We start from the raw sequence: 25250 nt of genomic DNA, 5'->3' as shown, positions 1-25250 counted from the left end.
GAATTATCCTGATTTAGTCGTCTATGCTGGTGATGCCAGGTTCAAGTGGTGCATAGTGTGGTGCCTGGTCTTGTTTCTTTGCCTGCATCGCAGTATTGACATCTTCCATCTGAAACATGCCTGCCTGCCACGTAGCCATAAAATTCAGACTGTCTGCCACACTGTGATCAGCAGCGTAATTGATCATTGTCTTGGTGCCAGCCACAGCCATCGGAGAATGTCTGGAGATACTTTTCGCTATTTGCGTTACGCCGTCCATCAGCGTATCCATATCAGCGTAGACGTTATTCACAAAACCTGCCTGTAACGCCTGTTCTGAGGTAAAGTTCCGCCCGGTATAAGCCAGCTCTTTGGCCAACCCCATTGGGATTAGTCGCGGCAACCGCTGTAGCGTACCCAGATCTGCAGTCATTCCCAGTTCGGTTTCCTTTACGCTGAAGTACGCATCAGTTGTACAATAGCGCATATCGCAGGCACACAATAAGTCTACTGCGCCACCGATAGCGGCGCCCTGCACAGCTGCAAGAACCGGTATCCTGACTGCCTCGAGGGCATTAAACGCATCTTGCAGAAATAATACTTTTCTTCGCATCTGCTCTGCGCGACGCGCCGGATCACCGGTAAATGATTTGCCCATCGCCTGAAAAACAGCGAGATCCATTCCGGCGCAAAAATGTTTACCCGAGGCATTAATTATCAGCGCCCTCGCCTGCCCGCTATCATCTATTTCGCGCACGGCCCGGGGAAACTCCTGCCAGAACGCAGGATTCATCGAGTTCAGCGCCTCCGGTCGGTCTAGAGTGAGAATCGCAATATGTTCGTTATAGCTGACACGCAGCGTTTCGAACTGCCGTAACTGTTCATCTTCAGATTGACGCATCGTAACTCCATTAACATTTTTGCAAACTAGACAGTGTCAAGATAAAAGGCTATGTTGACACTGTCAAGATTTAAAGGGACGCTTATATCTTAGTCCCTCATTCAGGTGTGTAGTATGAATCAATCTCAGCAGCGGTATCATCATGGCGATTTACGCAGTGCACTCCTACATGCGGCGACAAAACGTATTGATGAACAGGGTGTGGACAGTATTTCACTGAGAAAACTGGCTGAAGATGTAGGCGTATCACGTTCGGCACCCTATCATCATTTCGCGGATAAAAGCGGGCTGCTAAGTGCTATTGCAGCAGAGGGGTTCCGGCAGTGGCATAAAACCGCCCGGACCATTTTCGAACAGGATTCATTACCCCCATCAGCCCGCTTTCGCCAGTTTATTCATGAATATGTCGGCTACGCAGCCGACCACCCGCAGATGTATGAGCTAATGTTTGGCCGTACTTTGTGGCAGGCGCAGTCAGCCACCGAAGATTTAAAAGCGGTAGCATACCCCTGTTTTCAGTTTCAGGTCGAAATGACCCGTTACTGGCAGGAATCGGGGTTGTTACCTGCCGGTCCAGAGCCACTGAGGCTGGCTCAGGTAACCTGGGGCACCCTGCACGGCATCGCCCGCCTTCTGATTGATGGTATTTATGCAGACCGCAGTCATGTTGAGCAAATGTGCGATACCGCTGCGCAGCTTTTTATGCAGGCGTCGGCATCTCATGAATGAATGCTGCCGCTCGCTCGGCCATCATAACAACTGGCGCGTTGGTATTTCCCCCTACCAGGGTCGGCATCGCTGAGGCATCCACGACGCGAAGCCCCTTAATTCCATACACACGAAACTGTGAGTCAAGTACAGCCAATTCATCGTCTTGCGCGCCCATTTTGCACGTTCCCGCCGGATGATAAATGGTTTCGGCGTACTGACGGATAAACTGGATTAAAGCTTCATCATTATGGACATCTTCACCTGGCAGCAGTTCGTGCTTTAAAAACGGTGACATAGTCTCACTATGCAACAAACGTCTGGCCATCTTCAGGCCCTCCAACAGGGTTTGCATGTCTTTTGGTGATGACAGATAAGCTGGATCAATCAATGGTGGTGCTGCGGGATCGGCGCTTTGTAGGGTAATGCTTCCACGGCTTTGCGGATAAAGGTTGCATACATGCAAACCATAGCCGTATCCCAGCGCATTCTGGCGACCATGATCCTTCAAGATAGCTGGTAAAAAATGAAACTGAAGGTCCGGCTTGTCGCTGCTGGCAGTGGAAGAACAGGCAAAGCCGCCAGCTTCGGCAATGTTGGATGAAAGCATTCCATTACGCCCTACCGCGTATTGCCAGGCAGATTTAACGTAGCTTAACAATTTGCCCGGCGCAAGCGCATAGCCGTGACGCGTTTTTCCCCGGCACTGAACGATAACATCAAGATGATCCTGCAGGTTTTTTCCTACCCCCGGCAGTGCCCTGATTACCGGAATTCTATGGCGCTTAAGCGCATCTTCAGGTCCGATACCAGATAACATCAACAGATGCGGCGAGTTAATTGCTCCGGCGCTGACAATAACCTCTTCGCGGGATTGCAGCGTATGCACATTTCCTTCAAATTTAATAACGACGCCTGTCGTTCTGCCGCTTTCAATATTAATTTTCTCGACGTGCGCACCAGTGACGATGGTCAGGTTAGGTCGCTGTAAGACGGGTTTTAGATAGGCTTTGGCAGTGGAGCAGCGTTGTCCACCAGATTGAGTAACATGATACAAACCCAGACCACTGCGCGATGCAAGGTTGAAATCGTCTAGCCTCGCTAATCCCTCTTCCGCACCACTTTTCACAAATGCTTCAGACAGTGGGTCTACATGGCGTAACGACTCGACGCTAAGCGGCCCGTCACTGCCGTGACGCTGAGAGGCGCCATGCTCGAATTTTTCTGCTTTTTTAAACCAGGGCAATACTTCATCGAATGACCAGCCCTCAGCGCCCTGCTCAACCCAATCATCGTAATCACTATCCTGCCCGCGAATATAACACATGGCATTGATAGCACTGCTGCCGCCCAGTGTTTTCCCACGAGGCCAGAACAGGCAACGGTTGTTCAACGCCGATTGTGGCTGTGTCGAGTATCCCCAGTTTAACGAGGTAATTCTGGATAGCACAGACAGCCCGAAAGGAATATGTATAAAAGGGTTCTTGTCAGGTTTACCCGCTTCAATAAGACAAACATTACAAGATTGCCTTTGTGAAAGCCGCGCGGCTAATACTGCGCCGGCTGATCCGCTACCTACAATAATGTAATCGAACTGCTGCCTTGATAGTGCCATCTCCGTAATCCCTTCCCCGGCCCACTAAAACATTCACTTTTACGCATACCAATTGATGCAAACGCGATTTTAATACGTATGCAAAATGCCTGCTTTCACCCAAAAGGAATAGACAATGATACGTAAAAATACGTAGATATCGTTTAAAATAATGACCTTGCTATACTTCATAGCCTGGGTGGTACCAAATATAAACTACCAAGATTATTTCCACCCTGTTAAACATATACTTACTTAACTTTGACTTAAACTCCACCAGTTTCGCGCAAGCTCCCTGTGGTGTCTATCTGCGTGAGGATATTTGTGAATAGAAAAGTTGATAATCCGGATAACCTTTACACCCAAAGTGTAAAAGCACTTATCGATAAGGTGCATCCTCAGGAGCCTGGTTATGGATCCGTGCTTGAAGACGCCAGACATTTTTTCAGTCTGGCTGAAGAGTCTGCTAAGTACATAAAAGATGTCGAAAACCAGATAGCACGGGTGAAAACTAAATCGCCGGATAAACCTGTCCCGGCTGATTTGCAGAAAAAGCTCAAACACGCCCGCGCCAAAAGAGACAGCGAGCGCCAGGAACGTATCGCGCGGATAACGGCTATCGCCAAAGATCTACTAGAGCTATGCGAAGGCGAAACGTATGAAGATACACAACTCCTCAGTGCCAAATTCCTGGGTACAGTGATGTTGCTTACGCGCGGTGCAGTACCAAATTTCGCTCGTTTTCATCAACGCCTGAAGCCTTTATATAAGGCTGTTTTGACGTTGCGTTTGGTTGACAAAGTCTTACAGAAAGAAGCTATTTCCCATCCCTACCTGTCTGCTTACCGAGCGTCTTCGAATCGCTTCCGTGGTAATAGTTACTGGCGTAATAAATGGGAAGAAGAACTGGCAATTCCTTTAATCAGTGCTGCATTGCTGCAGGATATCGGCCTGCAACATCACGATGCACAGCATATATTGCTTGGTGAAGATAAGGATAAGGACGAGTTTCGCCTTCTGGAAGAACAGGATCGAAAACAATTACTGCGCCTGAACTACACGCACACACTAAATTATTTGAAAAAGGGACTGGGATTACCTCCCTATGTCGGTAACGATCGTGAGGAGCGCCATCGCTTCAATCAAACCCATGAAGCGGCCAATCAGTTCAGGGAAAAACTGGTACAGGATGCGTTTTTATCTAAAACCGGTTTAGGTGAAATACTAAAAGTTCCGCAGATTTACTGCTCTGTTGTGTTGTCTACAAAAGCCGATTATACCCGTCAGGAATTGCCCAAAGGCTACCTGCTTATTGAACAGTTGGGCAAGAAAAACTCTCTTAATCAGAAAGTTGCTGAAGCATTTACACAAATTGTTGGCTATTTCCCTCAGGGCTTTGGTATCACTTTTATTCCGGTTAATGAACAGGGCTTTGAAAAAGACCAGTTTGAGTTCGCTATTGTTTCAAGGTTGAATCCGGAAAATCCCGCAGAGCCTGTGTGCCGCATTGCCTCACGCAACCTGACCTATATCTGCTCAGGAAATAATGAGGTGATAAGTCGCAGCCGAAACCTTTACTTTCCTGCAAACCGTAAAAAGTTGATGAAGATTGGTCGGGAGCGGCTGCAGCAGATTATCCGGCAGCTAAATCCTAACGCAGATCCTAATACTGTTGATGAACTGATACCGGCTTTCTGGGAGCCGTCAGATTACTTTACCAATAAGAAGAACCAGAACATGTGGAGCAAAACATAAAAAAAGGTGCCTGTTGGCACCTTTTTTTATAGTTGAAGCCTGAGAGCTTTAGTCTACCAGATCTTTCGGCATTTCTTCACGAACGGTCTGCCAGACTTTACCTGACTCGATACCGTACTTTCTAACCACCACAGGAACTGCATCGTAATCGTGCTGCTGCGCAACCTCTAATAACTCTTTGTAAAAGTTGCGGGCGACTTCCTGAGCGCTTTCGTGTGAGAAGAAGAACCCACCGATGCGAGAATATAAACCACGGAAACCATTCATCATAAGCACAAAAACATTGTTTCCGGAAGCCAGGGCCAAGTCATGGTTCATCTGATAATCGTATTCAGCAAACGCCATTCCGTCAGCTTCAAGATCTTTATAGCGAGCGATAATGTTGATAGCTTCTTCAGGATTATTTCTGATAGCACCACGAATAAACACTGCGCTTAAGTTGGTTCTGGCAGCAAGCAGGTTGTCTACGAGTTCAGGTATTCCTTCCTGGTCCAGCCGCGCCAGCGTTTCAAGAATATTCAGTCCGCAGGTTTCCCAGAAATTATTCACTTTAGTAGGCTTACCATGCTGGATCGTCAGCCAGCCATCCCGCGCCAGGCGCTGTAGAACTTCGCGCAATGTGGTGCGTGTAACACCTATGAGTTCTGACAATTCGCGCTCTGCAGGCAAAATTGTGCCCGGGGGGAAACGTCCGCTCCAAATAGACTCAACGATGTACTCTTCAGCAAATCCGGCAGGACTCTGGGCTTTGTAAATCATATATGTTGCCTGAACTACTCTTACTATAATTATTCAACTGATTGTACCAGATGATTTTTCATTTACACAATTTATTAACGTTTAATATGTGGCCATTGCCACTTAACTTGAGATTTTACGGCAAGATGAGAATGCGTACCACGCTTTACTAGTGCTCTTAGGCTAAAAAGCGCACACAGATGAAAGGCAAGGCGGAGATACACAAACATCAGAAAAGACAGCGATATCGACCCACTACTTCCCCTCTCTCATAAAAGGACAAAGGTATACCTATGATTTCGAATAAAAATTCGATAATTGGTGATGTTACCTCCGCTGTGGTGCAAGACTAAAGACGTAGAGGAAGCGCGACGGCGAAGATATTCGTCTGGATAAAACGAAATCAGCGACTGTTTCAGCGACGGCTTTTCTCGCTTTGCAAAGCAGATTTTTCTGTTTCGTTGATGTGCTCATAAATCGTTCATTAGTAAAGTGAATACTAAAGAAAGCTACCTACTATAGTGGGTGATTTAGTTCAAAGCTCTCATTCATTCACGGCGACTAAAAACTGTCTCCTGCTAGCTTAACGAAGCATTTGGCCAACAGCCTGTTGACCAAATTTCGAAGTACTTTGGACTGGCTGAGCCGTCCTAGAAGGAAATTATTAGTGTGGCGTCAACTTTATTCTTTGTGCTTCAATTTATCTATATGCATGCACGATACTATGATCCAGTTTTAGGTCGTTTCTATTCGAATGATCCGCTGGATGCGTTAGGGCACATACAGCTAGGTAACAGCATTGCACATGGTTTTAACCGCTATGCCTATGCCAACAACAACCCGTATAAGTACACCACCGACCCAGACGGGAAGTTCGTGGTTCTTGCGCCTCTTGTGCCGTCAGAAATTGCGGCTTTAGGAAAAGCATTAGGATTTGTAGAAACTGCGGCGGCGGGATATGCTGGTTCCAAAGCACTCAATGCATATAATGAGTCTGCTGCGCCTGATTTACAAACCATCTATTTTGAGCAATTTCAAAGCTGAACTAAGGGCTTTTCTCAATAGCTTTAAGGAAAGATAAATGATTAGGGAAATTCAAATTACACCACCATTAGCGATATATACTAATCAAGCATCACTTACTGACCTTCGGACTATCAATTATATATTCGGAGCCAATGGTTCAGGCAAAACTACAATTAGCAGAGTGATTGCAGGTACTGATGGCTATTCACACTGCCCCCTTTCTTGGCAAGGGGATATCACGTTAGAGAGGATGAATCGCCACTGAATTCCTAGACACCTCTTAGTTAGATAAACTAACTACAACTAGAGAGGTGCTCATGAGCGGAAAACGCTACCCCGAAGAATTTAAGCAAGAAGCAGTTAAGCAGGTTGTTGATCGTGATCATTCTGTCGCAGATGTTGCCAAACGTCTCGATGTCACGTCGCATAGCCTTTATGCCTGGGTTAAGAAATATGGCCCTGATTCTACGAAAAATAATGAACTAACAGACGCTCAGGCGGAAATTAAGCGACTACAAAAAGAGCTGAAGCGGGCCACTGAAGAGCGGGATATATTAAAAAAAGCCGCGGCGTACTTCGCAAAAGAGTCCGACTGAGGTACGCCTTTATCAGGGACGAAAGCAACCGTTGGCCTGTCAGATGGTTGTGCCAGATGCTCAACGTTCACCCAAGCGGTTATTATGCCTGGCGCAAGCAACCTCGCTCGAAGCGAGACAAAGCCAATCAGCGTCTAACAGCGCAGATTAAACAATTCTGGCTCGAGTCTGGTGGTGTGTATGGCTACCGTAAAATCCACTCTGACTTAAGAGATATTGGCGAGCGCTGCGGTATCAATCGCGTTCACCGTTTAATGCGTGGAGAAGGTTTACGTGCTCAGGTTGGCTACCGGAAGCCGCGGCACCGCAGTGGTGAAAGCCACGTCGTTGTTCCCAACCGCCTCAATCGCGAATTTAACCCCGCAGCGCCAGATGAAGTATGGGTAACGGATATAACGCATGTCAGAACACACGAAGGATGGCTGTACCTTGCAGTAGTCGTCGATCTGTTCTCACGCACAGTGGTGGGCTGGTCGATGCATCAGCGCATTACCAAGGACATCGTGCTCAACGCTTTACTCATGGCTGTTTGGCGACGCAATCCCGAACAGCGAGTCACGGTGCATTCTGATCAGGGAAGTCAGTATACCAGTCACGACTGGCAGGCCTTCTTAGAATCAAATGGGCTGGAAGGCAGCATGAGCAGACGCGGGAACTGCCATGATAACGCTGTAGCTGAAAGCTTCTTCCAGTTGCTAAAGCGGGAGCGGATTAAGAAAAAGGTCTACTCAACCCGCGAAGATGCAAGAAGCGATATCTTCGATTACATCGAGATGTTCTATAACAACAAACGAAAACATGGTTCCAATAATTTACTGTCACCAGTAGAGTATGAAAATCGTTATGAAGAACGACTAGGAAGTGTCTAGGTTAGTAGTGGCGATTCAATTAGCTTAATTCTTGTTTCTTATCATCAATTCTTTAAGCAAATAGTCGGCTATTCGCTCTTTTCCCCATTAGCCGCTTGGGGCTGTTAGATTTGATTCGACTAAAAAATCCAAATACATGTAGTTGACATAGGTCTGTACAGTCTAGGTGAAATTATCTACGGCTACACTCAGCTCGCAGTCTTAATCTACACTGAAGATAATCAATGGTTGTGAAGTAGAAGAATTTTATCAGTAGTACCAATGCTGTTAGCCTTATACAGATGATACTGTCTTTCACGCGGTCCCCCGAGGAGTCGAAATGTGCACGTCAATGCCTTGCGTATTAAGCAATAGATGAAGCTAGCACAGGCTTTTTGTTTGAATAAATCGCTTTATAGACTAAGAATGCGATCTAGACTTGCTTTTCCAGACCGCAATTTTTCTTTGGTATTTAATTGTCTATAAAGAAGAGTAGCGCACTAATAAAATTGTCAATTTATTTTACAAACTGAAATATGATTTATTGGCTCCCACCACAACCTCATTTAAATCAAACACATACAGAAAGGCTTGATTTTTGCTATCAAACGTTGCTTTTTGAAAGCATTAGAAAAAAAAGATAATGTTAATTTTTACAAGGAATAGTCATGTTGAAAAAAATTTTAGCGATTACGCTGCTTTGTTGTGCTTCATCTGCCCATGCCAGTTTAATTAATTTCACCGGCGATATTGCCTTTCACAATGATGTGATTGAAATTAACTTTTCGGTTGCTGAAGACACTGAAAACGTAAGAGTGTGGACAGATTCTCATTTAGCTGGTGAAAACTTTGATCCTATTACCGCCCTTTGGGATGGTGCTGGTAACCTCTTAGATCAAAATGATGATGACGACACAATTAACCCTGATACTCAATCCTTCTATGATTCAGGTTTTATTCTGCCATTTCTTGCAGCGGGAGATTATATTTTCACTGTTGCTACATTTAACAACTTCGCAGTTGGCGATATGCTGAGTGACGGTTTTATCTTCGACACCCAGGAGTCAATCCCGTTAAGCGAATGGTGCCAACCATCGAATGATTGTAATGAAGGAACATTTTGGAGTGTATGGTTAGACGGCATTACGGTTGCCAACGCACCTGACCAAGTAGCTGTTCCAGCCCCTGCGTCAGCTCTACTGCTACTTACTTCTGGTATTTTGCTGCTTCGTCGCCGTAGCTAAATACAAATATTCTGAAGATCCTCAAAATCGTAGTATGGGGATCTTTATAGTAGTATCAACGCACTAGAACCACTGTTTCTTTATTATCCATTGTTTACGCCTTCAGTCAGTCGCAGACCCCACCTTTTTGTTATAGATTTTTAAACCTTATCTTCTGTAAACCTCCCCTAAAACAGTATTCGGGTTTAGTTTGCTATTACAGTCACCTAGAAAAACTGTATATCCAAAGCTAAAGTTGTAGGACTTCATTAAGTGATAACCTAATTGATTAAGCAGGCCACCCTATGCTTAAAACAACCGATTATTTTGACCATATAGTTCTTATTCTGTATGTAGTTATTCTTGGATTAGCAATGGTCCAACATATTTCGAATATTGGTTGTGCGATCAGATTAAGGAAGAAAGTCGATACATATTGGGTTCATACCCTTTGGGCCATTCTCATTTCTATTCTACAAACACAAATGGCTGAACATGTATGGGGTTTCAGAGGTCATGATAATTGGAGTAACCTCAATGTATTGCTGCTGATTGCAAACCCAATACTTATATACCTCCTAGTTGCACTATCATTCCCAGAGATGGAGTCGGTAGATGGAAGGGTCGATTTAAAAAAACATTTTATCAACAACCAAAAACCTTTTTTTCTATCTTGGGAATTACTCCTATAATAAACTATATTTTTACATCAATACTTCAAGATTGTTGGTCTATCGACCAATATTACCTATTCCTTTTTATATTTTCTGGTCTTCTCTTGAGTGCAGCCGTAATTGAAGCTGAGGTTTACCAAAAGATCATAGTAGTGGTTGTTGCTGTACTTTTTATAACTTTTTCTGTTGTCTTCTCAGGTAACTTCGCTCCTTCACTAAGTGAGAATGAACAGCCACAACAAAAGCTCGAACATGCACAAGCCTTGGGAAAAATTGAGGTTTTCATTTCATTTAGGGGCTATCACTAGTGTTTTAGGTGAGCTGGTACATTCGAGAATTGTTAACTACTTGGTTCACTATGTAGTGGTCAATAAAGTCCGGACACCTTTTTAGCTAATTCTTCCGCTTTTGCCGGTGGTAGCCCATCGTTAAATTGATGCGGTCTTTCCCAGTTGTAATAATTCATCAGGTAATATCCCACATCTCGTTTTGCTTCATTAGGCGAACGGTAGCCGGTTGATGGCATCCATTCGGATTTCAGACTTCTGAACACGCGTTCCATTGGGCTATTGTCCCAGCAGTTCCCCCGGCGACTCATGCTCTGGCTCATCTTGTAACGCCACAGCCTTTGTCTGAATTTACGAGCGCCGTACTGAGAGCCCTGATCGCTGTGGAACATCACGCCTGTTGGCTTACCCCTCAGCTCGTAAGCCATATCTAAAGCTCTTGCGGCAAGCTCCGCGTCCGGTCGGTGTGATATACTCCAGCCGATAACTCTGCGGGTGTGCAGGTCAATCACGACGGCTGCGTAATACCATGCTGAACCTGTCCAGATGAAGGTAATATCGCCGCACCAAGCCTGGTTGGGCTGCTCCACACTGAACTGCCTGTCCAGTAAATTAGGGATATCTGGCCGCTCAACCTGTACGGTTTTATAGGCGTGCTTACCCGGCTGCTTGCTCATCAGCCCTTGTTCTTTCATCAGCCGACCTACTTTGAATCGGCCCATGACGATGCCTTCATCGCGAAGCATATCAACAAGCGTTCGTGTGCCAGCAGACTGACGACTCTTATCGAACAGACGCTTCACTCTGGCGCGCAGAATACGCCGTTTAGCACCAATCAGCGCGTGGACTTCAGGTCGTCGGACATTAAGAGTGCGGTAGCCTTTTTTAGAATGGTCTTTTCTCTTTCCAAGCGATTCACGCGAGCTTCCAGCTCCTGAATACGCTGCTGCTCTTGCGACAGCGTTTGGACTTCGGTGTGCTACCGCCGCGTTCAGACTCAAGCTGCTGAACCCATTTGCGCAGAGTATTTTCGTGAACGTCTACTGCACGTCCGGCTTCGACCACGCTATATCCCTGATCGAGCACCAGACTGGCTGCATCATGTTTAAATTCCGGACTGAATGACCGTCTTTGTCTTCTCATTGAACACCTCGTTATTAAGTGTAATGCTACCACTTAAAATGGTGTTCGGGTTTAGTCTGCCACTACAAAATGGTACTCACTTCCGTGAACCCAAAATTACGGTTAAGTCGAGTACCTGCATGATAAACGAGTTTGAGCTAACGTATTCGGATCAGGCCGCGGAATGTGGCACAACCTACGAGGGCGTTATGATGGCAACTACCTAACGGTTGTTGGCCCACGAGCATAGACTGATGAGAAGGTGTCACGGCGGATTGAGTAAGGTCAGCTCTGCTTATTCATCGAATAAGTAACCTACGAATACCAGCATACCAACCGACGAATTTACTGCCTCATCCGGTGCGTTAGCTCATTTAATATGAGTGAGAAATACAACTGATTATGGACTGCAAGAGTGTCAGGGAAGCACTCGTTATGTGTTGACAAAGGGAGTCATACCAACGGCCCGCTTAGGGGCAAAAATATGGGGCCATAATCGCGAAGCGGCCCCATGTTTTTGTCCCAGGGAGCGGAAGCGACCGACTATAGCGGTTTGTTATGTGTAAATTACTCTAATTCACCATATTCCCATTCTGAATTTGCATGTATTTTTTGTGCAAAAGAACCGTGCTTTAAGCAGGTTAACTCATTAATTGTTGGGTCTGCTTGGGTCAAGTGTCCAACACCAATAAGGTGTGGTTCTGATTTCTCGTGACAATTCTCGTCATCACAGAAAAACTGCCAATCACCATCGTGATCTCGAATACCTACTAATACTGGAGACTCATTCTTAAACACATGAGGGCAAACATATACCCCGAAATTATCATTAAGCTTCATACTTCCCTTTACACATAACATTTAAATGAAGCGGACCCTAAGAACCGCATATTTATTTTTATCACACCGGGCCACCTCCCTCTACCCTTTGCTGTGACTGCGCTGGCAGCACTTTTAATATTTTGCGAACCTATTTATATGCGAACCACGATTCGCATATAAATACATCACTATTGGCATAGTACAGCTTTACACAGCCAAGTCATATACTTAGGAGTTCGCAAAACGTGGAACACAAAAAAAAATCGAATCGCTGAGTCAGGTCAAAACCTGATTAACCGCATTTCCTTTGCCATTAACAGGCTGGGGTACAGTAAAAGGACAGAGCAAAGCTATCGCTACTGGATAAAGTATTTCCTGAACTACAATCGCGCTACGCCTGCCCAAGACCTCTGTACAGAGCATATCAACCGCTTTCTCCAACATAAATCTAACCGTAATAAATCAGCCACAACGGTCAACGCAGCCATCAACGCGATTAATTTCTTTTTTAAACATGTTCTGGAATGGGATATGGGGCATCTTGCCCCGATTCATCGCCCTAAGGCACCAACAAATCTTCCTGTTGTATTCACCCACCAAGAAGCAATGAAAATACTCCATGCGATGTACGGTACACATCGTCTAATGGCATCCATTCTCTACGGCTCGGGCCTTCGGATAAGTGAATGCGTTCAATTGAGAGTGAAAGACGTGGATTTATCCCTGAGAACTATTCATGTTAAGTCCGCTAAAGGTAAGAAAGACCGTGTCACGCTATTCCCTGAGAAGCTTATCAGGCCATTGTCTCAGCAATTACAATGGAGGAAGTCTTTGCACGACTATGACTTAAGTCTGGGCAAAGGGTGTGTTGAGCTACCTAATTCATTGAGGAATAAATACCCTGCCGCAGAATGAGCGCTGTGATGGCAATACCTCTTCCCTTCCTCGATAGCAAGAATGGACAAAACCTTTAACATCCAACGCCGCAAGTTATATCCACCAACAATAACCGGCCGAATGGCCAGCCATTGTCGGCAGATATTGCTGGTATTACGTCTCCATTTTCTCGACCTGCTCTTTGACAGGCTTACCATCATCGTTAAACCTGGCAATCGCAGCATCTTCAGCTTCCCACCGCTCACGCTCTTCGTCGGACGCTTTTGGCGAGAACCAGTCAAGGTAAGCGTAAATTATCCCTATAATCGGCGCGGTCCAGCAGGCAAACGCCAAAGGGATATACAGTAAATTTTCCAGATTGCCACCAGATACGCCCAACCCAAGCGCTGATATGACAAATGCGCCACCGGCGTTCCAGGGAATAAGCGGTGACATTAGCGTCCCCCCTTCTTCGACACCTCGGGATAAATTGAGTGTTGAATAGCCCATTCCACGGTATACCGGAGAAAACATTCTGCCTGGCAGTGCCACAGATAAATAGGGGTCGCCTGCCACCAGATTGGTTGAAAATGCAGTGCCTACTGCAGCCACCTGGGTTCGGGCAAATGTAGTTGCAGTGGTCTTGATAGCGTTGATGATACTTCTTAAGCAGCCTGTCGCTTCCAGCGCGCCACCAAAGGCCAGCGCAATGAGTACTAATGAAATGGTCCACATCATAGACTGCACCCCGCCGCGATTTAGCAAATCATCTATCTCGCTAATATTGGTCTGGATGGAGTATCCGTTATTGGCGTAATCAAACACCGCCTGCAGACTCTGCCCCTGCGCAATCATGGCAAATGCGCCCCCTGCCAATACACCAATGAACAGTGAGGGCAGCGGCGGCAGTTTTTTCAGCGCCAGTCCCATGACAATTAATGCAGGTAGCAACGCCCAACCGGAAATATAGAAATTATCTTGCAGCGCAGTAGTGATGCCTTCTATTTTTTCAAACGATACGCTTTCAGCATCAATGACCAAAAAGCCCACCGCCAGATAGATAAGAAAAGCAATGACCATGGCAGGAATTGTGGTGGCCATCATATTTTTGATGTGTGAGAACACATCGGTGCCAGTTACAGCTGGTGCCAGGTTAGTGGTATCGGAAAGTGGTGAGACCTTATCGCCGAAAAAGGCACCAGAGACTACGGCACCCGCTGTCCAGTACATGGGAATATCGAACCCATCGCCTATGCCCATTAAGGCAAGACCGACCGTTCCCACACTGCCCCAGCTCGTTCCCAGCGACACAGCTACCACCGCACAAATCACCATGGCTGCTGGCAGGAAGAGTTCCGGGGATAATGTTTTTAACCCGTAGTAAATGATGGTCGGTACCGTCCCACTGGCAATCCAAATCCCGATTATCATCCCCACAACAATAAGCACGCTCACCGCGGGCAACGCCACATGGATAACCTTGAAAATACCTTCCCGGATGTCTTCCCAAGTCAGACCCAGATAGATCCCGACACAACTGGCCAGTGCTACCCCGATAGCAAGTGGAATGTGGGGTTCAAACACCCCGAAATAAAAGATTTGTACGCCTAAGACAATAAGCGTCAGTACGACTGGCGTTAACGCCACCGATAGACTTGGTGTAGCTCGCTGATCAACTTCCATACATCTTCCTGATATCTGTAGCAATTGATGTTTGTAAGCCCCTAGGTCGAAAAACAGCCTAGAACAGGCATCATAAAAACGATGTTTTTTTGTGACAAATTATCTACGGTCAAAGCACGTAATGGATCGGGAACGTAACTTGGTAAGCGTCAGCGATCTGGGCCGCCCGGCCTTTTGGGGACTATGGAATCAAATTGGGCTGGGAGCCATGTGAATTAACCTGATGGTGGCGTATGTGTTACGTCTTGTTACGACAATGTGCTTGCCACCAAAAAGCGGGCTTTTATACTTCCTTGATATTCAAATAATTTCAAAGGGTTGTGCTATCAGGATGATGTCCGCATTCCGGTTATCTTTTGTTTCTCTGCTCATAGTTCTGGTGAACGGATGCAGCATATTTTCGCACTCAAATTCTGTAGAACGCATATCTTCAGAATCCGGCCCCGTTGCCAGGGCAAGCGATGGCAGGTATCAAAATATGTTTCCTGGCGAGAAGACCTACCCCGTCACCTGTGATGAAAACTGCTATCCGGCCTTTGAGCACCTGGAATGCAGCCAGCACAGTGATGGGTGTCGGTTTAGTGCCAACAACGAAATACCCGAAATTGAATCTGGCTTCACTATTCTGTGGCTGGGGCATGCAAGCTTTTTGGTCACTTTGCCAGACGATACTAAGCTATTATTTGATCCGGTAAGTGACCAGTTTGACTGGCCCATTGACTGGCTTCATGCACTGAACGGCGGAATGACACGCCGGGTCCCGAGCTGGCCTGATTCTGCGACTTCAGGTATCTCTGCGGTACTATATTCACATTTGCACTATGACCATTTCAATAAAGCCGATATTGCGAAACTAGGCAATGAACCGCTGTATTTCGTGCATCAGGACACCGCCGGCTATTTGCCGCAAGATGGGCTCGATATTAAAGAAGTAAGCTGGTTCAGCGATTACCAGTTAGGATCTGCCACTATTAGCGCGGTGCCAGCGCATCATTTTAACAGTCGATACTGGGTCCCGTTTTTATATAATGACGATGAAAAGGCGCTATGGGGTGGCTGGTTAATAGAAAATGACGGACACACGCTGTTTTTTGCCGGGGACACTGGCTACTCAGCGCACTTCAAAAAGATAAGAGAACATTATGGCAGTATCGATGTCTGTTTGTTGCCCATTGCGTCGTACTACCACCCCAAATATGCAACATGGTACCGGTACGTTCACACCACCCCGGAAGATGCGCTGACAGCCGCCGATGACCTTGGCTGTAAAGTAATGATCCCATGGGGCTATGGAAATGCCAGTTGGCAGATGGGCGATCATTCTTCCCATTCACCGCTCAAGCGATTATTGAAAATGCATCAGAAGGTCAATACCTCGCTGCCTTTGGTGATAATGAATGAGGGAGAAAGCGTATCGCTTTGAGGCTGTACACAATAATTTCCTTGCCTACTACTCATTCATTGTTTGGGTGTAAGAACATCGGTCATCGGGTATGCCATAGCCGGAACAACCATAGAACTTGCCGTATTTGCCGGCTCTTTCGTGAAGTGGACGTCCGCAGAGAGGACAAATCGGCAATTTGCTATCACAGTCTTCATTGTTGCAAACGGAGTGTGTTTGCGTATCCACTGAGGGTGAGTCGCAGTCCTCACAAATTCTCACTTTGGTCAGGCAAGCACTGCCTGAAGAGCATGTGTAAAACTCTCCAAATTGACCACGATGCTTTTTGAAATACCCGCCCATACAGCTTGGGCATTTGTAAAGACGTCGGTGCTTTTCTGAAAACGACTCGGAAACAATATTCACTTCAAACGAAGGTGAGAGTAACTCTTCCACGAAGACGGAGGGTGCTGCCGCGTCAGCAACCAGATAACATTTTTGTTTCGCACGGGTAATAGCGACATAAAAAAGTCGTCGCTCTTCTGAATATAAATAGGGATCAAGGGAAGGAAGCAGCGCTTCGACAACAAGTTCATCTTTTCGGCTATTAGGGAACCCTAGCTTTCCCTGAGACAGCCCAATGATGATGCAGTGATCCGCCTCAAGCCCTTTAGAGCCGTGAAAGGTCCAGAACTTAAGATTACTGTTGCGACACATTTCGTCCAGATAATCCTTCGCATTCTGAAGCAGGTAATTGTAGCGTGCCATAACAGCGATAGATGCATCGGGTGCCTGCTGCAAGATTTTCGTCGCGAGTTGCCGGGTCGTTTCCTGTAAATCGGGTTTACCATCAATCAAATCGTCCAGTAGATACACTTGCGGTGAAGTGACGGTCTGATGGGTGCTAATTTCTTTTTTATATTGCTCAGGATTGGCCATCACAAACATCCCGGCTGTATGGGCGATACTGTTGTTGTACCTGAATGTTTTTTCCAGCTTGGTAAGCGAATGACTACCAACGTGCTCTTCAAAGCGTGTTGTTAGCTCCAGCTTACCGCCGGAAAAGCGATATATTGACTGCCAGTCATCACCCACCGCGGTTAAAATTGGATCAGGCCCCTTTTCAATCATGGCATTTAAAAAGTCCATCCTCGCTTTAGAGATATCCTGAAACTCGTCCACCAGGATATGGCTGTAATGCGAGCGGTACTTGCCAGTCAATACGCTGGTAGTAGCGCGAATTATCATATCGTCAAAATCGATGCGCTCATCCTCCAGCAACTTGTCTTTGTACGCATGATGAAAAGCGCTCAGCAAATCCGTGTACTCGTCAGCATTAGCAATATTATGTGCGTTCAAGCGGCTGAAAATTTCGTCACCAGATAACTGCTCGACGCGAATAGCTTGCAAACATTTCATGTAGCGGGCGACGCCATCTGCAATGCCGCCGAATTCCTTCAGCGTATCCAGAATTTCATTCAAAGGCCTCTTGTGAAGTTTAATTCCGGCATCAGTCAGTTGCTGCTCAAGTGCGTCTTCGAGCGTGCCCTCCACCCAGTTATAGTGAAAGGTCTCAAGGAGCGTTGTACCAACCTCAGTGTGTAGATTACGTTTGGACACCATCTCATTCTGAAACTTCACGCTGTTGATGCCTGGACGAGTATTGCCTGCTCTGTCAATGCCAAAGTGCTCAAGGTAAATGTCCGTCCCTGTAATATGAAAGTCAGGGCGGTAATCGAATCCAGCACTTATTCGGCGCTTACTCACATAGGATGGCTCATACTCATAGTCTACACAGTGAAGGTAGAGCCAGTTGGCAATCAGCAGCTCCTGATAACCTCTGACCAGCTCGCCTTTTAATGTGCGATATTCATTGTCCCTAACGTATTCTTCGTACTCCTGCACGGTTTTAAAGTCGAAGGGGTTAATTGCTGGGTATAGCAGCCGGATAAACATCTTAAGAGAATGTTCGCTGTTTTGTATTGCCTGTACAAACCACGACGTCGCCCACGACTCTAGTGCAAGCCGGTCTTCGGCAAAGCGCGATAGGGACGGTGTGATCCCTGCATCAATAAGGATTCGCCTGCCCAGAGCGTGGAAGGTTTGAATTATAGGTAGCCGGTCGTGTTGAATGTGCATCTGTTTAGCACGATATTCCAATCTTTCCCGCAACTCTTTGGCAGCGGCGTTGTTGTAAGCCAATATCAGAATGCTTTTCGGCTCAGCCTTTGCCGTGTCTATCAGGTCAAGCGCTTTAGCCACAATCACTGAGGTCTTTCCGGTCCCTGCCGCAGCAAGCACGAGATTACGGTCATTGTTACGAATCACCGCTAAACGCTGCTGCTCCGTGAGCGGATTGGATTCAACCCGGTCAAAAAAGCGTTTTCTGGAGGACATCTGCTTTTGTGCAAAGCGTCGTCGAATTTCATTAGCTGTCGACGATAGAGGATGAACCGCATTCAGGATGTTGAGTTGCTGTAAGCGTTTGGCAGAGAGAGAGCCTGATGCTGCGAGTAGAGGCTTATATAGAGATAAAAGCGAAGAAATATCTTCATCCAGAGCAGAAACTCGCGAGTCACGTAAGTACTGCCTGACCGCGGCGGTCTCAAATTGTTGATAGATATTTTGAATGCGAGTGTCGGCAAGCTCGGTGATTGTGCTGCGAACAGCGCTTTCCAGGGCAGGCAGTGTTTTGCGAGAAAGAAAACGTAACACGAAGGATTGATTGCCCACATCGAAGCGATAAGTTCCGCCAAACCACCCTTTGCGAATCTGCGGGAAGGTTTTGACATCAGCCAAAGAAATACGTCTGTCTTGCCCATTGATCTGAAGGACAAGTTCACTGCCTTCAAGGCGTATGTGGGCTGTGCCAAACAAATTGCCAAGAAAATTAGGTAAACAAATTACAGCACTTCCAATCATGGCTATCTCTAACTCCATCCCAACCGACTATCATTTCAACAACGGTTGAATTACCGGACTTTTGCCCAGTTAACATTCAAAGCGCGGTATCTTATGCTCGGCGTACGACTAAGTACAAGCATTGATTTTGATGGTAAGTACCGTCATTTTTCTGACCCGTTTTCCTAAAGATAAACACGCGTCCGACTGACGATGCCTATGTGGTTTGTTACGACGCGGGGTCAAACGGGCTGTTGAGTGAATCGAATAAACTCAACAAGGGATGCGAGTGTCAATTATCGAAACAAATGCAGTGCGATTCGCCATTAGTAAACCTTCCCTAGTCCAGCGATATCCCATTTTTTGAGATCTTCGTACTGAATCTAGAAGGACAACGCCTTATGTATTTTCCGATACATTGAGAACGAGGACGATTTTAAATTAAGAAACGCCGCAGCGAAGAACAAAGTACCATGGCCATGAAGCAGCATCTGATTGGCGTGAAACCGAAAGATACCTATCGAAATAGAAATCACGACCACGCAGCCAGACTTGTCGGGTTGACCCTCTGGATAGCAAAGTTTCTGTCAGCGGCATGCTCGTTAAGAAACCGCGACGTGGTCATCGCCGCGGCCTTAATAGAAGACTAACGATAGGTAAATTATCGTTGTTTTTCCGCTATCCAGTTTTTCACATCAGCTTTTACCATCGATATTGGTCTGGCACCGGGCAGTAAAATCACGTCGTGGAACTCACGGATATCAAACTTTTCTTTGAGCGCCTCCCGGGTCTCTTTTTCAAGAGACACAAACTCGAGCATCCCCAGCTTGTAACCTAGTGCCTGACCTGGCCAGGCCATGTAACGCTCGACTTCCGGAACCACATCAGACAAAGAGGTGCCTGTGGTTTTATGGAAATAGTCGATAGCTTGCTCTCGTGTCCAGTGCTTAAGATGTAACCCGGTATCCACCACCAGTCTGACAGCGCGATAAAGCTCAGCCTGAAGACGCCCAAGATTGCCTAATGGATCGTCTTCATACATTCCCATACGTTCGCTGGCAACAAACTCAGAATATAATGCCCATCCTTCAACGTAAGCATTGTAAGGGGCATTTTGGCGTAATAAGCCAATATCCTGCTGTGCCATATTAAGCGCGATCTGAAAATGATGGCCTGGAACAGCCTCGTGGTACGTGAGGGTTTTCAGACCAAATTTAGGTACCGCTTTCATGTCACGTAAATTAATCCAGTAGATACCCGGACGCGAACCATCCAGCGAAGGCGGTGAGTAAAAACCACCGGCTTCTCCGGCTTCCGATACAGGAGGGATACGGCGCACTTCTACGGCTTGTTCTGGTAGAGTGCCATAAAATTCCGGCGCTTTGGCCATCACTCCCTCAATCTCTTCATTTAAATAACCCAGAAGATCTGCCCGTCCCGCATCGGTAGCCGGATAAACCTGACCCGGCAGCTTCGCAAGCTGCATCATGCGCTCGCCAACCGTCCCTTCGGCATAGCCCTGTTCGCGTAAAATCGAATCCATTTGGGCTGAGATCCGGTCAACTTCACTTAATCCAAGTTGATGAATGGCATCTGCGCTAAGCGTGCTGTCCCCCAGAAAACGGATTGCATGCTGATAAAATGCTTCTCCGTTTGGTTGCGACCAAATGCCGTCGTCGTTACTGGCTTGCTGCTCGCTTTCATTTACGGCGCTCAGAGCGCGCTTATAAGCTGGATAAACGACGCTTTCGACCAACGCAGCCGCTTTCTCAGTATAATCGGCTCGATCCTCGTCACTCATCGTATCAATTTGCGCCAACTTACTTTCGAACGTCGTAACCAATTCATGATCCGCAGGCGCCGAGGCAAGAAAGTTATTCAAAAATTGCAACGTTTTGGGATGCAGTTTTTTGGGAAGAATGATGCCCTGAGCCATATCCTGCCTGAATTTGGCCACTACACCATTAACAAAATCATCCATTTTTTTGAGCCTGGATAAATACGCTTCAGCATCGGCGTTACTTTTTACAGACTGTTGTACTTGCATTACCTTTGGCACATCAATCAAAGGGCCTGATATCTGATTGATAATATAAGGTAAATGACCTGCCCAGGTATCGATATACCCACCGGGAAAATTGTTATCTCCCGCATAGTACTGAAAAAGATTAATCAGAATTTTCAGGTGTTGTTGTTTATTATCAGGCAATGCCCTGGCGTCAATGTCTTTTAAAGATGCAACGGCGCGTCGCATATCCTGCTGAAAGGAGGCCATTCCGGCGGGACTATAGTCGGGTAGACGATGGGCATACGCTCCATTTGCCTGCTCCTCTGTCAGTCCGAGCATTGAAGCCAGAGTTGGCTGTGCGCTAATAAAGGTATTTGTCCACTTGGCCTGGCGCTGCTCAAGCAATGACACGGCCTGTTTCTCAGTCATGCTGCCCGAAGTGACAGTATCTGCGCCGGACGTTGTCTTGCCAGGCCCTGAGCATCCCGCCATTAGCGTGGCAGATATTAATGAAACGGTTATTATATTTTTAAGCAATCTTTTTCTCCTTCCGTCAATTTACTCATTGTTGCGCATCAGCACTACATTTTCATGTAGATTCGACCTAGCTTTACCTCAATATGTCGTGAGATGCTGGAACCGGGCATAGAATGGGAACCGACAACAATTAATCACAGCGCTGCTGATAAAAGTTAATCGAAAAGTGAAATCTGCATTTGCGTCCAGTCCACAATCAGGCAGGATGATGTGATTACTAAGGGATACTGGCGGTATAAGTAGCAAGCGATTTTGTTTAACCAATTTACTAGTAGAGATTATCATTAGTAATTGCAATGCTTTTATAACAGTGACTAATATGCGATAGCAGTCATTGAAATTTAGCCACAACAAGGATGTTGAATGAAATTTAGTACTCTATTTGCCTTTCTTTTCATCTACGCGCCCTTCGCGCAAGGAGCTATGGATGAGATTCCATTGCAAGTTACAGATGACGGGCACTTTAGCCTTGAAGCAGTGATTAATGGAAGAGAGGGGACATTTATTCTTGATACAGGCTCAACGGGGTCTATTGTTGGCCTGAGTAAGCTTAAGTATTTCGGCATCAGAAATGCAAAAAGCGCTATAGATGGAATCATTATAGGTGACGAAGAAAAAGGCAAAATAGAAACCTTCCCAATTAGCATCGAGTCACTGGTCATAGGAACTCACGAGCTAACACTCAAGAATATACATTCAAATTCAACACTTCATCTAGAGCCTCAGATTGACGGAATCATTGGCCATGATGCAATTGTTGAACTTCACGCTTTGGTTGATATTAGGAACAGCAGACTTTTAGTACCAAAAAAAGACAATGATGTAGAAGCGAGGTTTACAGGTTCTGGTTCAAAATATACCGCCATTCCTCTGCTACAAACTGAAATGGGATTTAACCTTGTTAAAGCAAGACTTGAGCAACAGGATGTAGTCATGCTAGTGGATTCAGGTGCACAACAAGTTGTTTTAGATATGTCTGTAGTAGACGATGATTTTGGTTTCGATTTGGAAAATCATCCAAAAGCAAAATTAGTTGGCCATGATGGAACAGAGACACCTATGAAGGTCGTACTTAACAAAACAATAAAAATCGGAAGTGCGGCAATTAATGGCGATTTTCTCGTTGCTGACTTCGGTGCTTTAAAACAGGCTATTGGGTCGAAAAATGGCATGTTTGTAGGAATTGTCGGTAACAAAGAGCTGGCCTCTATTAATAGTATTATTGACGCTGCCAACAACACAATATATGTGCAAAAGAATTAACCAGGCAAGTGATCAATGGTAAGCCCGAAATTTCCCGATACGTCTTATCGCCGATATTAAATTGCTAGACTGGTACCGTTGTTACTGACTCCGCATTACGATATACATCGCAACAAAAGCGATTAAGCACACGACGGATGAATGTCATAAGCAATTGACCTGTTGTTTAAATCTGTTCGATGTGCCAGCAAACGTCCACACCTATGTCACGTTTGTGTGTGAAGCTGCTCAGTAAGTGGCTGAAGAATTGCAAACCACACCTTGCTTGGAAAGAGAGGCGCCAAGGAGATAACTATATCTAAGTTTCAGCAAGTCACTGTCGTAAATAGAAGGCATGCACTCAGTGTTTGAACTAGTCCTGCGAGGTTAAGCGACTGACACGGGTTGGTATGTACTAGCCGCTTATTCAGGCAACCTGCAGAATTCTGGCACATCATATAAATCTTTATCCCAGCCAGCTTTACTGGAAGTAAAGATGTGAGCGTTTGGTCGTATAGTGACTGGTGTATCCAGACATCCGGCGGGAATGACAAGCAAACCATCCTGATGAATACCTGGCATTGAGGAGCCGCAAAATTTACAAAAACTTATCTTGTGGCAAGTACCTGAAAGCGTGAAGGTAGTCACAGAATCTGCACCTGATAACCATTTCAATCTGGCCGATTTCGAAAATAGATTGGCCGCATGGGCTGACCCGGTATCCTTTTGGCAATGCCGACAATGGCACAGGTAAGAACCGTCAACCTTCCCCTGCACCTCAAATTTAGCATTACCACACAGGCAAAAACCATAGTAATCAGCCATCAAGCGTTCTCCTACTGTCTTCATTATGCCCGCACTACATCAAGCTTTACGGCATCGATAAGTAAGTGATAATCGCAAAGCGCCCTCGCGTTTTATTTCTCTGTGACCGCAGAGAACTACATTAGCGCAGTGTGTGCAGCACACGCTTTGTAACACGTATTGGTTCGCACCCCCTTTGATTTTCCAACAAAAAATTGTGAAGGAAGACCCATGCCACCAATTAGCCGTCAAAACACATGATTTCGTTACCGTGCTGATTTTGGTTTGCACTCAGCCCACGCTAAGATACAAATGCTCAAGTGCTTCAAAAGAAGACAGGTTATTAAACAGCATGGCGCTTGTCAGATAACAAACGCCCGTAAGGATATCTTTCAGGCAGACATATACGGTTTTATCTCAGGATTTCGACGATTTCCCTGGTTGCTTCAATAAGCCTGATGACTCGTCCGTCAACCTCTACGGTGACAATACCATCGTTTTGGACAGGAGCCATGACCGATGCGTTTTTGTACACCTGCGTATCTAAGTGCTTACCCACAGCAAGCTTCTTCTGCCAGCCAGGTGGAAGCTGACCCATGCGGTTCACTTTCTTTTCCAGTCCGGGAGGCAAAGACTTGTCTTTATTGGTTTTCGCCTCAGATACTGTACAGCTTATTGCCGACGCCAGGACAAGTACTTTAACGATTTCTGTTTTCATTAAAATTACCGCGTAGAAATATGCAAGATATCCCTAAAAGATAACAGTTAATTTCTGCCATCATAAGATTTATCGCGTAGTCGCTCTCATACCGGGGTAACAACCACCATTCCTTGCGCTATACCGGTGAAGTCATACGGACTACAGGAGCTAAACTAAAAAGTTATTCATTTCGATCTGAGTTTGTGCCGGGACCTTTTTGGGCTTGTTCTGAAATAATCTTTTCAATCGTTTCAATATACTCGTCTAGCCTCACCTTACCTTGATCACTTATTTTTACACCGTTGACTATCACACCGAGTGGTAGCGTCGCTGTTTGTATCCAGCCAGCATCGTCTGAGTGCGACCATTCAATCTGCGATGATGCGCGCCACCGGGCCATTATTGAAGGCTGCCCTTCTAAACACTCTTGAAAATCAGATGGTTTATGCATCATAAACTCCACTCCGAGCCCACCGTTATTATCGAAAAACAGCAGGTACTCCTTGCCAGGGATAAGCATAAGATTGTAATTAATTCCAAATTCTGTCTGTGTTACCTTTCCTTTTAATGTTTTGAGTACTTTTACCTTATAAAGTCCCATACAGGGTAGTACACGTTTGAGCTTGTCCTCACTAAAGAACATTGCCCAGCCCTCTGTTACACGCACATGCGCAATCGCATCGGTGTGTTCAACCACCAGCTCCAGCGGATCAGGTAAAAGAGTAATGCCACGTGCAAGCTTGCTAACTAAAAGCAAGAATATGAGATGAAGAACTTTTTGCATAAATTCCCGGCCCAGTAAATTTTAATAGATAACATCGCTTACAGCCTCACCACTCTCTCAC

At 45.9% G+C, this 25250-nt stretch carries 22 protein-coding genes and 2 pseudogenes; 13 read left to right on the top strand and 11 right to left on the bottom strand.

Annotated elements, in window-relative coordinates; genetic code table 11:
- Window positions 1-13: 13 nt before the first annotated feature.
- A complete protein-coding gene (locus FBQ74_RS06445; protein ID WP_139755894.1) occupies window positions 14-880 on the bottom strand; it encodes a crotonase/enoyl-CoA hydratase family protein in 867 nt (288 codons plus the stop codon).
- Window positions 881-994: 114 nt separating this feature from the next.
- On the opposite strand from FBQ74_RS06445, the gene FBQ74_RS06440 reads away from it, so the two are divergent.
- Window positions 995-1609: a TetR/AcrR family transcriptional regulator gene (locus FBQ74_RS06440; protein WP_139755893.1), complete on the top strand. Its 615-nt coding sequence runs from the start codon at window positions 995-997 to the stop codon at window positions 1607-1609.
- Here FBQ74_RS06440 and FBQ74_RS06435 read toward each other — a convergent pair.
- On the bottom strand, window positions 1581-3203 hold the full coding sequence (locus FBQ74_RS06435; RefSeq protein WP_139755892.1) for a GMC family oxidoreductase: 1623 nt from the start codon (window positions 3201-3203) through the stop codon (window positions 1581-1583). The two genes, FBQ74_RS06440 and FBQ74_RS06435, sit on opposite strands and share 29 nt — an antisense overlap.
- 303 nt (window positions 3204-3506) lie before the next feature.
- On the opposite strand from FBQ74_RS06435, the gene FBQ74_RS06430 reads away from it, so the two are divergent.
- A complete protein-coding gene (locus FBQ74_RS06430) occupies window positions 3507-4937 on the top strand; it encodes a hypothetical protein (protein ID WP_139755891.1) in 1431 nt (476 codons plus the stop codon).
- 48 nt (window positions 4938-4985) lie between these two features.
- Here the strand turns inward: FBQ74_RS06430 and fadR are convergent, their stop codons facing one another.
- Window positions 4986-5696, bottom strand: coding sequence for a fatty acid metabolism transcriptional regulator FadR (gene fadR / locus FBQ74_RS06425; protein WP_139755890.1), 711 nt, complete (start codon window positions 5694-5696; stop codon window positions 4986-4988).
- Window positions 5697-6344: 648 nt separating this feature from the next.
- Between fadR and FBQ74_RS06420 the strand changes: the two genes are divergently transcribed.
- The 6 genes from FBQ74_RS06420 (at window position 6345) to FBQ74_RS06395 (ending at window position 10350) form a co-directional block, all read left to right on the top strand.
- Window positions 6345-6719: an RHS repeat-associated core domain-containing protein gene (locus tag FBQ74_RS06420; protein ID WP_232371981.1), complete on the top strand. Its 375-nt coding sequence runs from the start codon at window positions 6345-6347 to the stop codon at window positions 6717-6719.
- Between the two features lie 37 nt (window positions 6720-6756).
- Window positions 6757-6966, top strand: coding sequence for an AAA family ATPase (locus FBQ74_RS06415; protein ID WP_139755889.1), 210 nt, complete (start codon window positions 6757-6759; stop codon window positions 6964-6966).
- 52 nt (window positions 6967-7018) lie between these two features.
- Window positions 7019-8166 (top strand): IS3 family transposase gene (locus FBQ74_RS06410; protein WP_139755888.1). Its coding sequence is split into 2 segments (ribosomal slippage): window positions 7019-7256 and window positions 7256-8166, totalling 1149 coding nucleotides; the frame shifts between segments, so codons are not numbered across the junction.
- A 647-nt stretch (window positions 8167-8813) separates the two neighbouring features.
- Window positions 8814-9389, top strand: a complete 576-nt coding sequence (locus tag FBQ74_RS06405) for a DVUA0089 family protein (RefSeq protein ID WP_139755887.1) — start codon at window positions 8814-8816, stop codon at window positions 9387-9389.
- Window positions 9390-9673: 284 nt separating this feature from the next.
- Entirely contained in the window at window positions 9674-10060 is a 387-nt protein-coding gene (locus FBQ74_RS06400) for a hypothetical protein (RefSeq protein ID WP_139755886.1), read from the top strand.
- Between the two features lie 86 nt (window positions 10061-10146).
- Entirely contained in the window at window positions 10147-10350 is a 204-nt protein-coding gene (locus FBQ74_RS06395; RefSeq protein WP_139755885.1) for a hypothetical protein, read from the top strand.
- 59 nt (window positions 10351-10409) lie between these two features.
- On the opposite strand, the pseudogene FBQ74_RS06390 reads toward FBQ74_RS06395, so the two are convergent.
- Together FBQ74_RS06390 and FBQ74_RS06385 are read right to left on the bottom strand one after the other, a co-directional pair.
- A pseudogene (locus tag FBQ74_RS06390) lies at window positions 10410-11472 on the bottom strand (IS3 family transposase).
- 546 nt (window positions 11473-12018) lie between these two features.
- On the bottom strand, window positions 12019-12291 hold the full coding sequence (locus tag FBQ74_RS06385; RefSeq protein ID WP_139755884.1) for a hypothetical protein: 273 nt from the start codon (window positions 12289-12291) through the stop codon (window positions 12019-12021).
- 162 nt (window positions 12292-12453) lie between these two features.
- Between FBQ74_RS06385 and FBQ74_RS19310 the strand changes: the two are divergent.
- A pseudogene (locus FBQ74_RS19310) lies at window positions 12454-12792 on the top strand (site-specific integrase); the annotation flags it as partial.
- Window positions 12793-12804: 12 nt separating this feature from the next.
- Window positions 12805-13188: a tyrosine-type recombinase/integrase gene (locus FBQ74_RS06380; RefSeq protein ID WP_139755883.1), complete on the top strand. Its 384-nt coding sequence runs from the start codon at window positions 12805-12807 to the stop codon at window positions 13186-13188.
- Between the two features lie 135 nt (window positions 13189-13323).
- On the opposite strand, the gene nhaC is transcribed toward FBQ74_RS06380, so the two are convergent.
- Window positions 13324-14832, bottom strand: coding sequence for a Na+/H+ antiporter NhaC (gene nhaC / locus FBQ74_RS06375; RefSeq protein ID WP_139755882.1), 1509 nt, complete (start codon window positions 14830-14832; stop codon window positions 13324-13326).
- Between the two features lie 334 nt (window positions 14833-15166).
- On the opposite strand from nhaC, the gene FBQ74_RS06370 reads away from it, so the two are divergent.
- Window positions 15167-16255 (top strand): MBL fold metallo-hydrolase, encoded by a 1089-nt coding sequence (locus tag FBQ74_RS06370; RefSeq protein WP_408641353.1) that lies wholly within the window; start codon window positions 15167-15169, stop codon window positions 16253-16255.
- Between the two features lie 27 nt (window positions 16256-16282).
- Here FBQ74_RS06370 and FBQ74_RS06365 read toward each other — a convergent pair whose 3' ends face one another.
- A complete protein-coding gene (locus FBQ74_RS06365) occupies window positions 16283-19153 on the bottom strand; it encodes a UvrD-helicase domain-containing protein (RefSeq protein WP_205912287.1) in 2871 nt (956 codons plus the stop codon).
- Window positions 19154-19587: 434 nt separating this feature from the next.
- On the opposite strand from FBQ74_RS06365, the gene FBQ74_RS18930 reads away from it, so the two are divergent.
- A complete protein-coding gene (locus tag FBQ74_RS18930; RefSeq protein WP_168190618.1) occupies window positions 19588-19764 on the top strand; it encodes a hypothetical protein in 177 nt (58 codons plus the stop codon).
- Window positions 19765-19775: 11 nt separating this feature from the next.
- Here the strand turns inward: FBQ74_RS18930 and FBQ74_RS06360 are convergent, their stop codons facing one another.
- Window positions 19776-21659 carry a DUF885 domain-containing protein gene (locus FBQ74_RS06360; protein ID WP_232371979.1) on the bottom strand — a complete coding sequence of 628 codons (1884 nt, stop codon included), beginning with the start codon at window positions 21657-21659 and terminating at the stop codon, window positions 19776-19778.
- A gap of 423 nt (window positions 21660-22082) precedes the next feature.
- On the opposite strand from FBQ74_RS06360, the gene FBQ74_RS06355 reads away from it, so the two are divergent.
- Window positions 22083-22922 (top strand): aspartyl protease family protein, encoded by an 840-nt coding sequence (locus FBQ74_RS06355; RefSeq protein ID WP_205912286.1) that lies wholly within the window; start codon window positions 22083-22085, stop codon window positions 22920-22922.
- 402 nt (window positions 22923-23324) lie between these two features.
- Here the strand turns inward: FBQ74_RS06355 and FBQ74_RS06350 are convergent, their stop codons facing one another.
- From FBQ74_RS06350 to FBQ74_RS06340, 3 genes are all read right to left on the bottom strand, one after another.
- Window positions 23325-23726: a GFA family protein gene (locus tag FBQ74_RS06350; RefSeq protein ID WP_139755879.1), complete on the bottom strand. Its 402-nt coding sequence runs from the start codon at window positions 23724-23726 to the stop codon at window positions 23325-23327.
- A 391-nt stretch (window positions 23727-24117) separates the two neighbouring features.
- Complete coding sequence (locus FBQ74_RS06345; protein WP_139755878.1) at window positions 24118-24423, bottom strand: hypothetical protein; 306 nt, start codon at window positions 24421-24423, stop codon at window positions 24118-24120.
- Window positions 24424-24586: 163 nt separating this feature from the next.
- Window positions 24587-25189 (bottom strand): hypothetical protein, encoded by a 603-nt coding sequence (locus FBQ74_RS06340; RefSeq protein ID WP_139755877.1) that lies wholly within the window; start codon window positions 25187-25189, stop codon window positions 24587-24589.
- Window positions 25190-25250 lie beyond the last annotated feature (61 nt).

It is taken from the genome of Salinimonas iocasae (assembly GCF_006228385.1).
GTDB lineage: Bacteria > Pseudomonadota > Gammaproteobacteria > Enterobacterales > Alteromonadaceae > Alteromonas > Alteromonas iocasae.
Note: the sequence above shows the minus strand (reverse complement) of the source record. Positions and strands in the feature narration are given on the sequence as shown.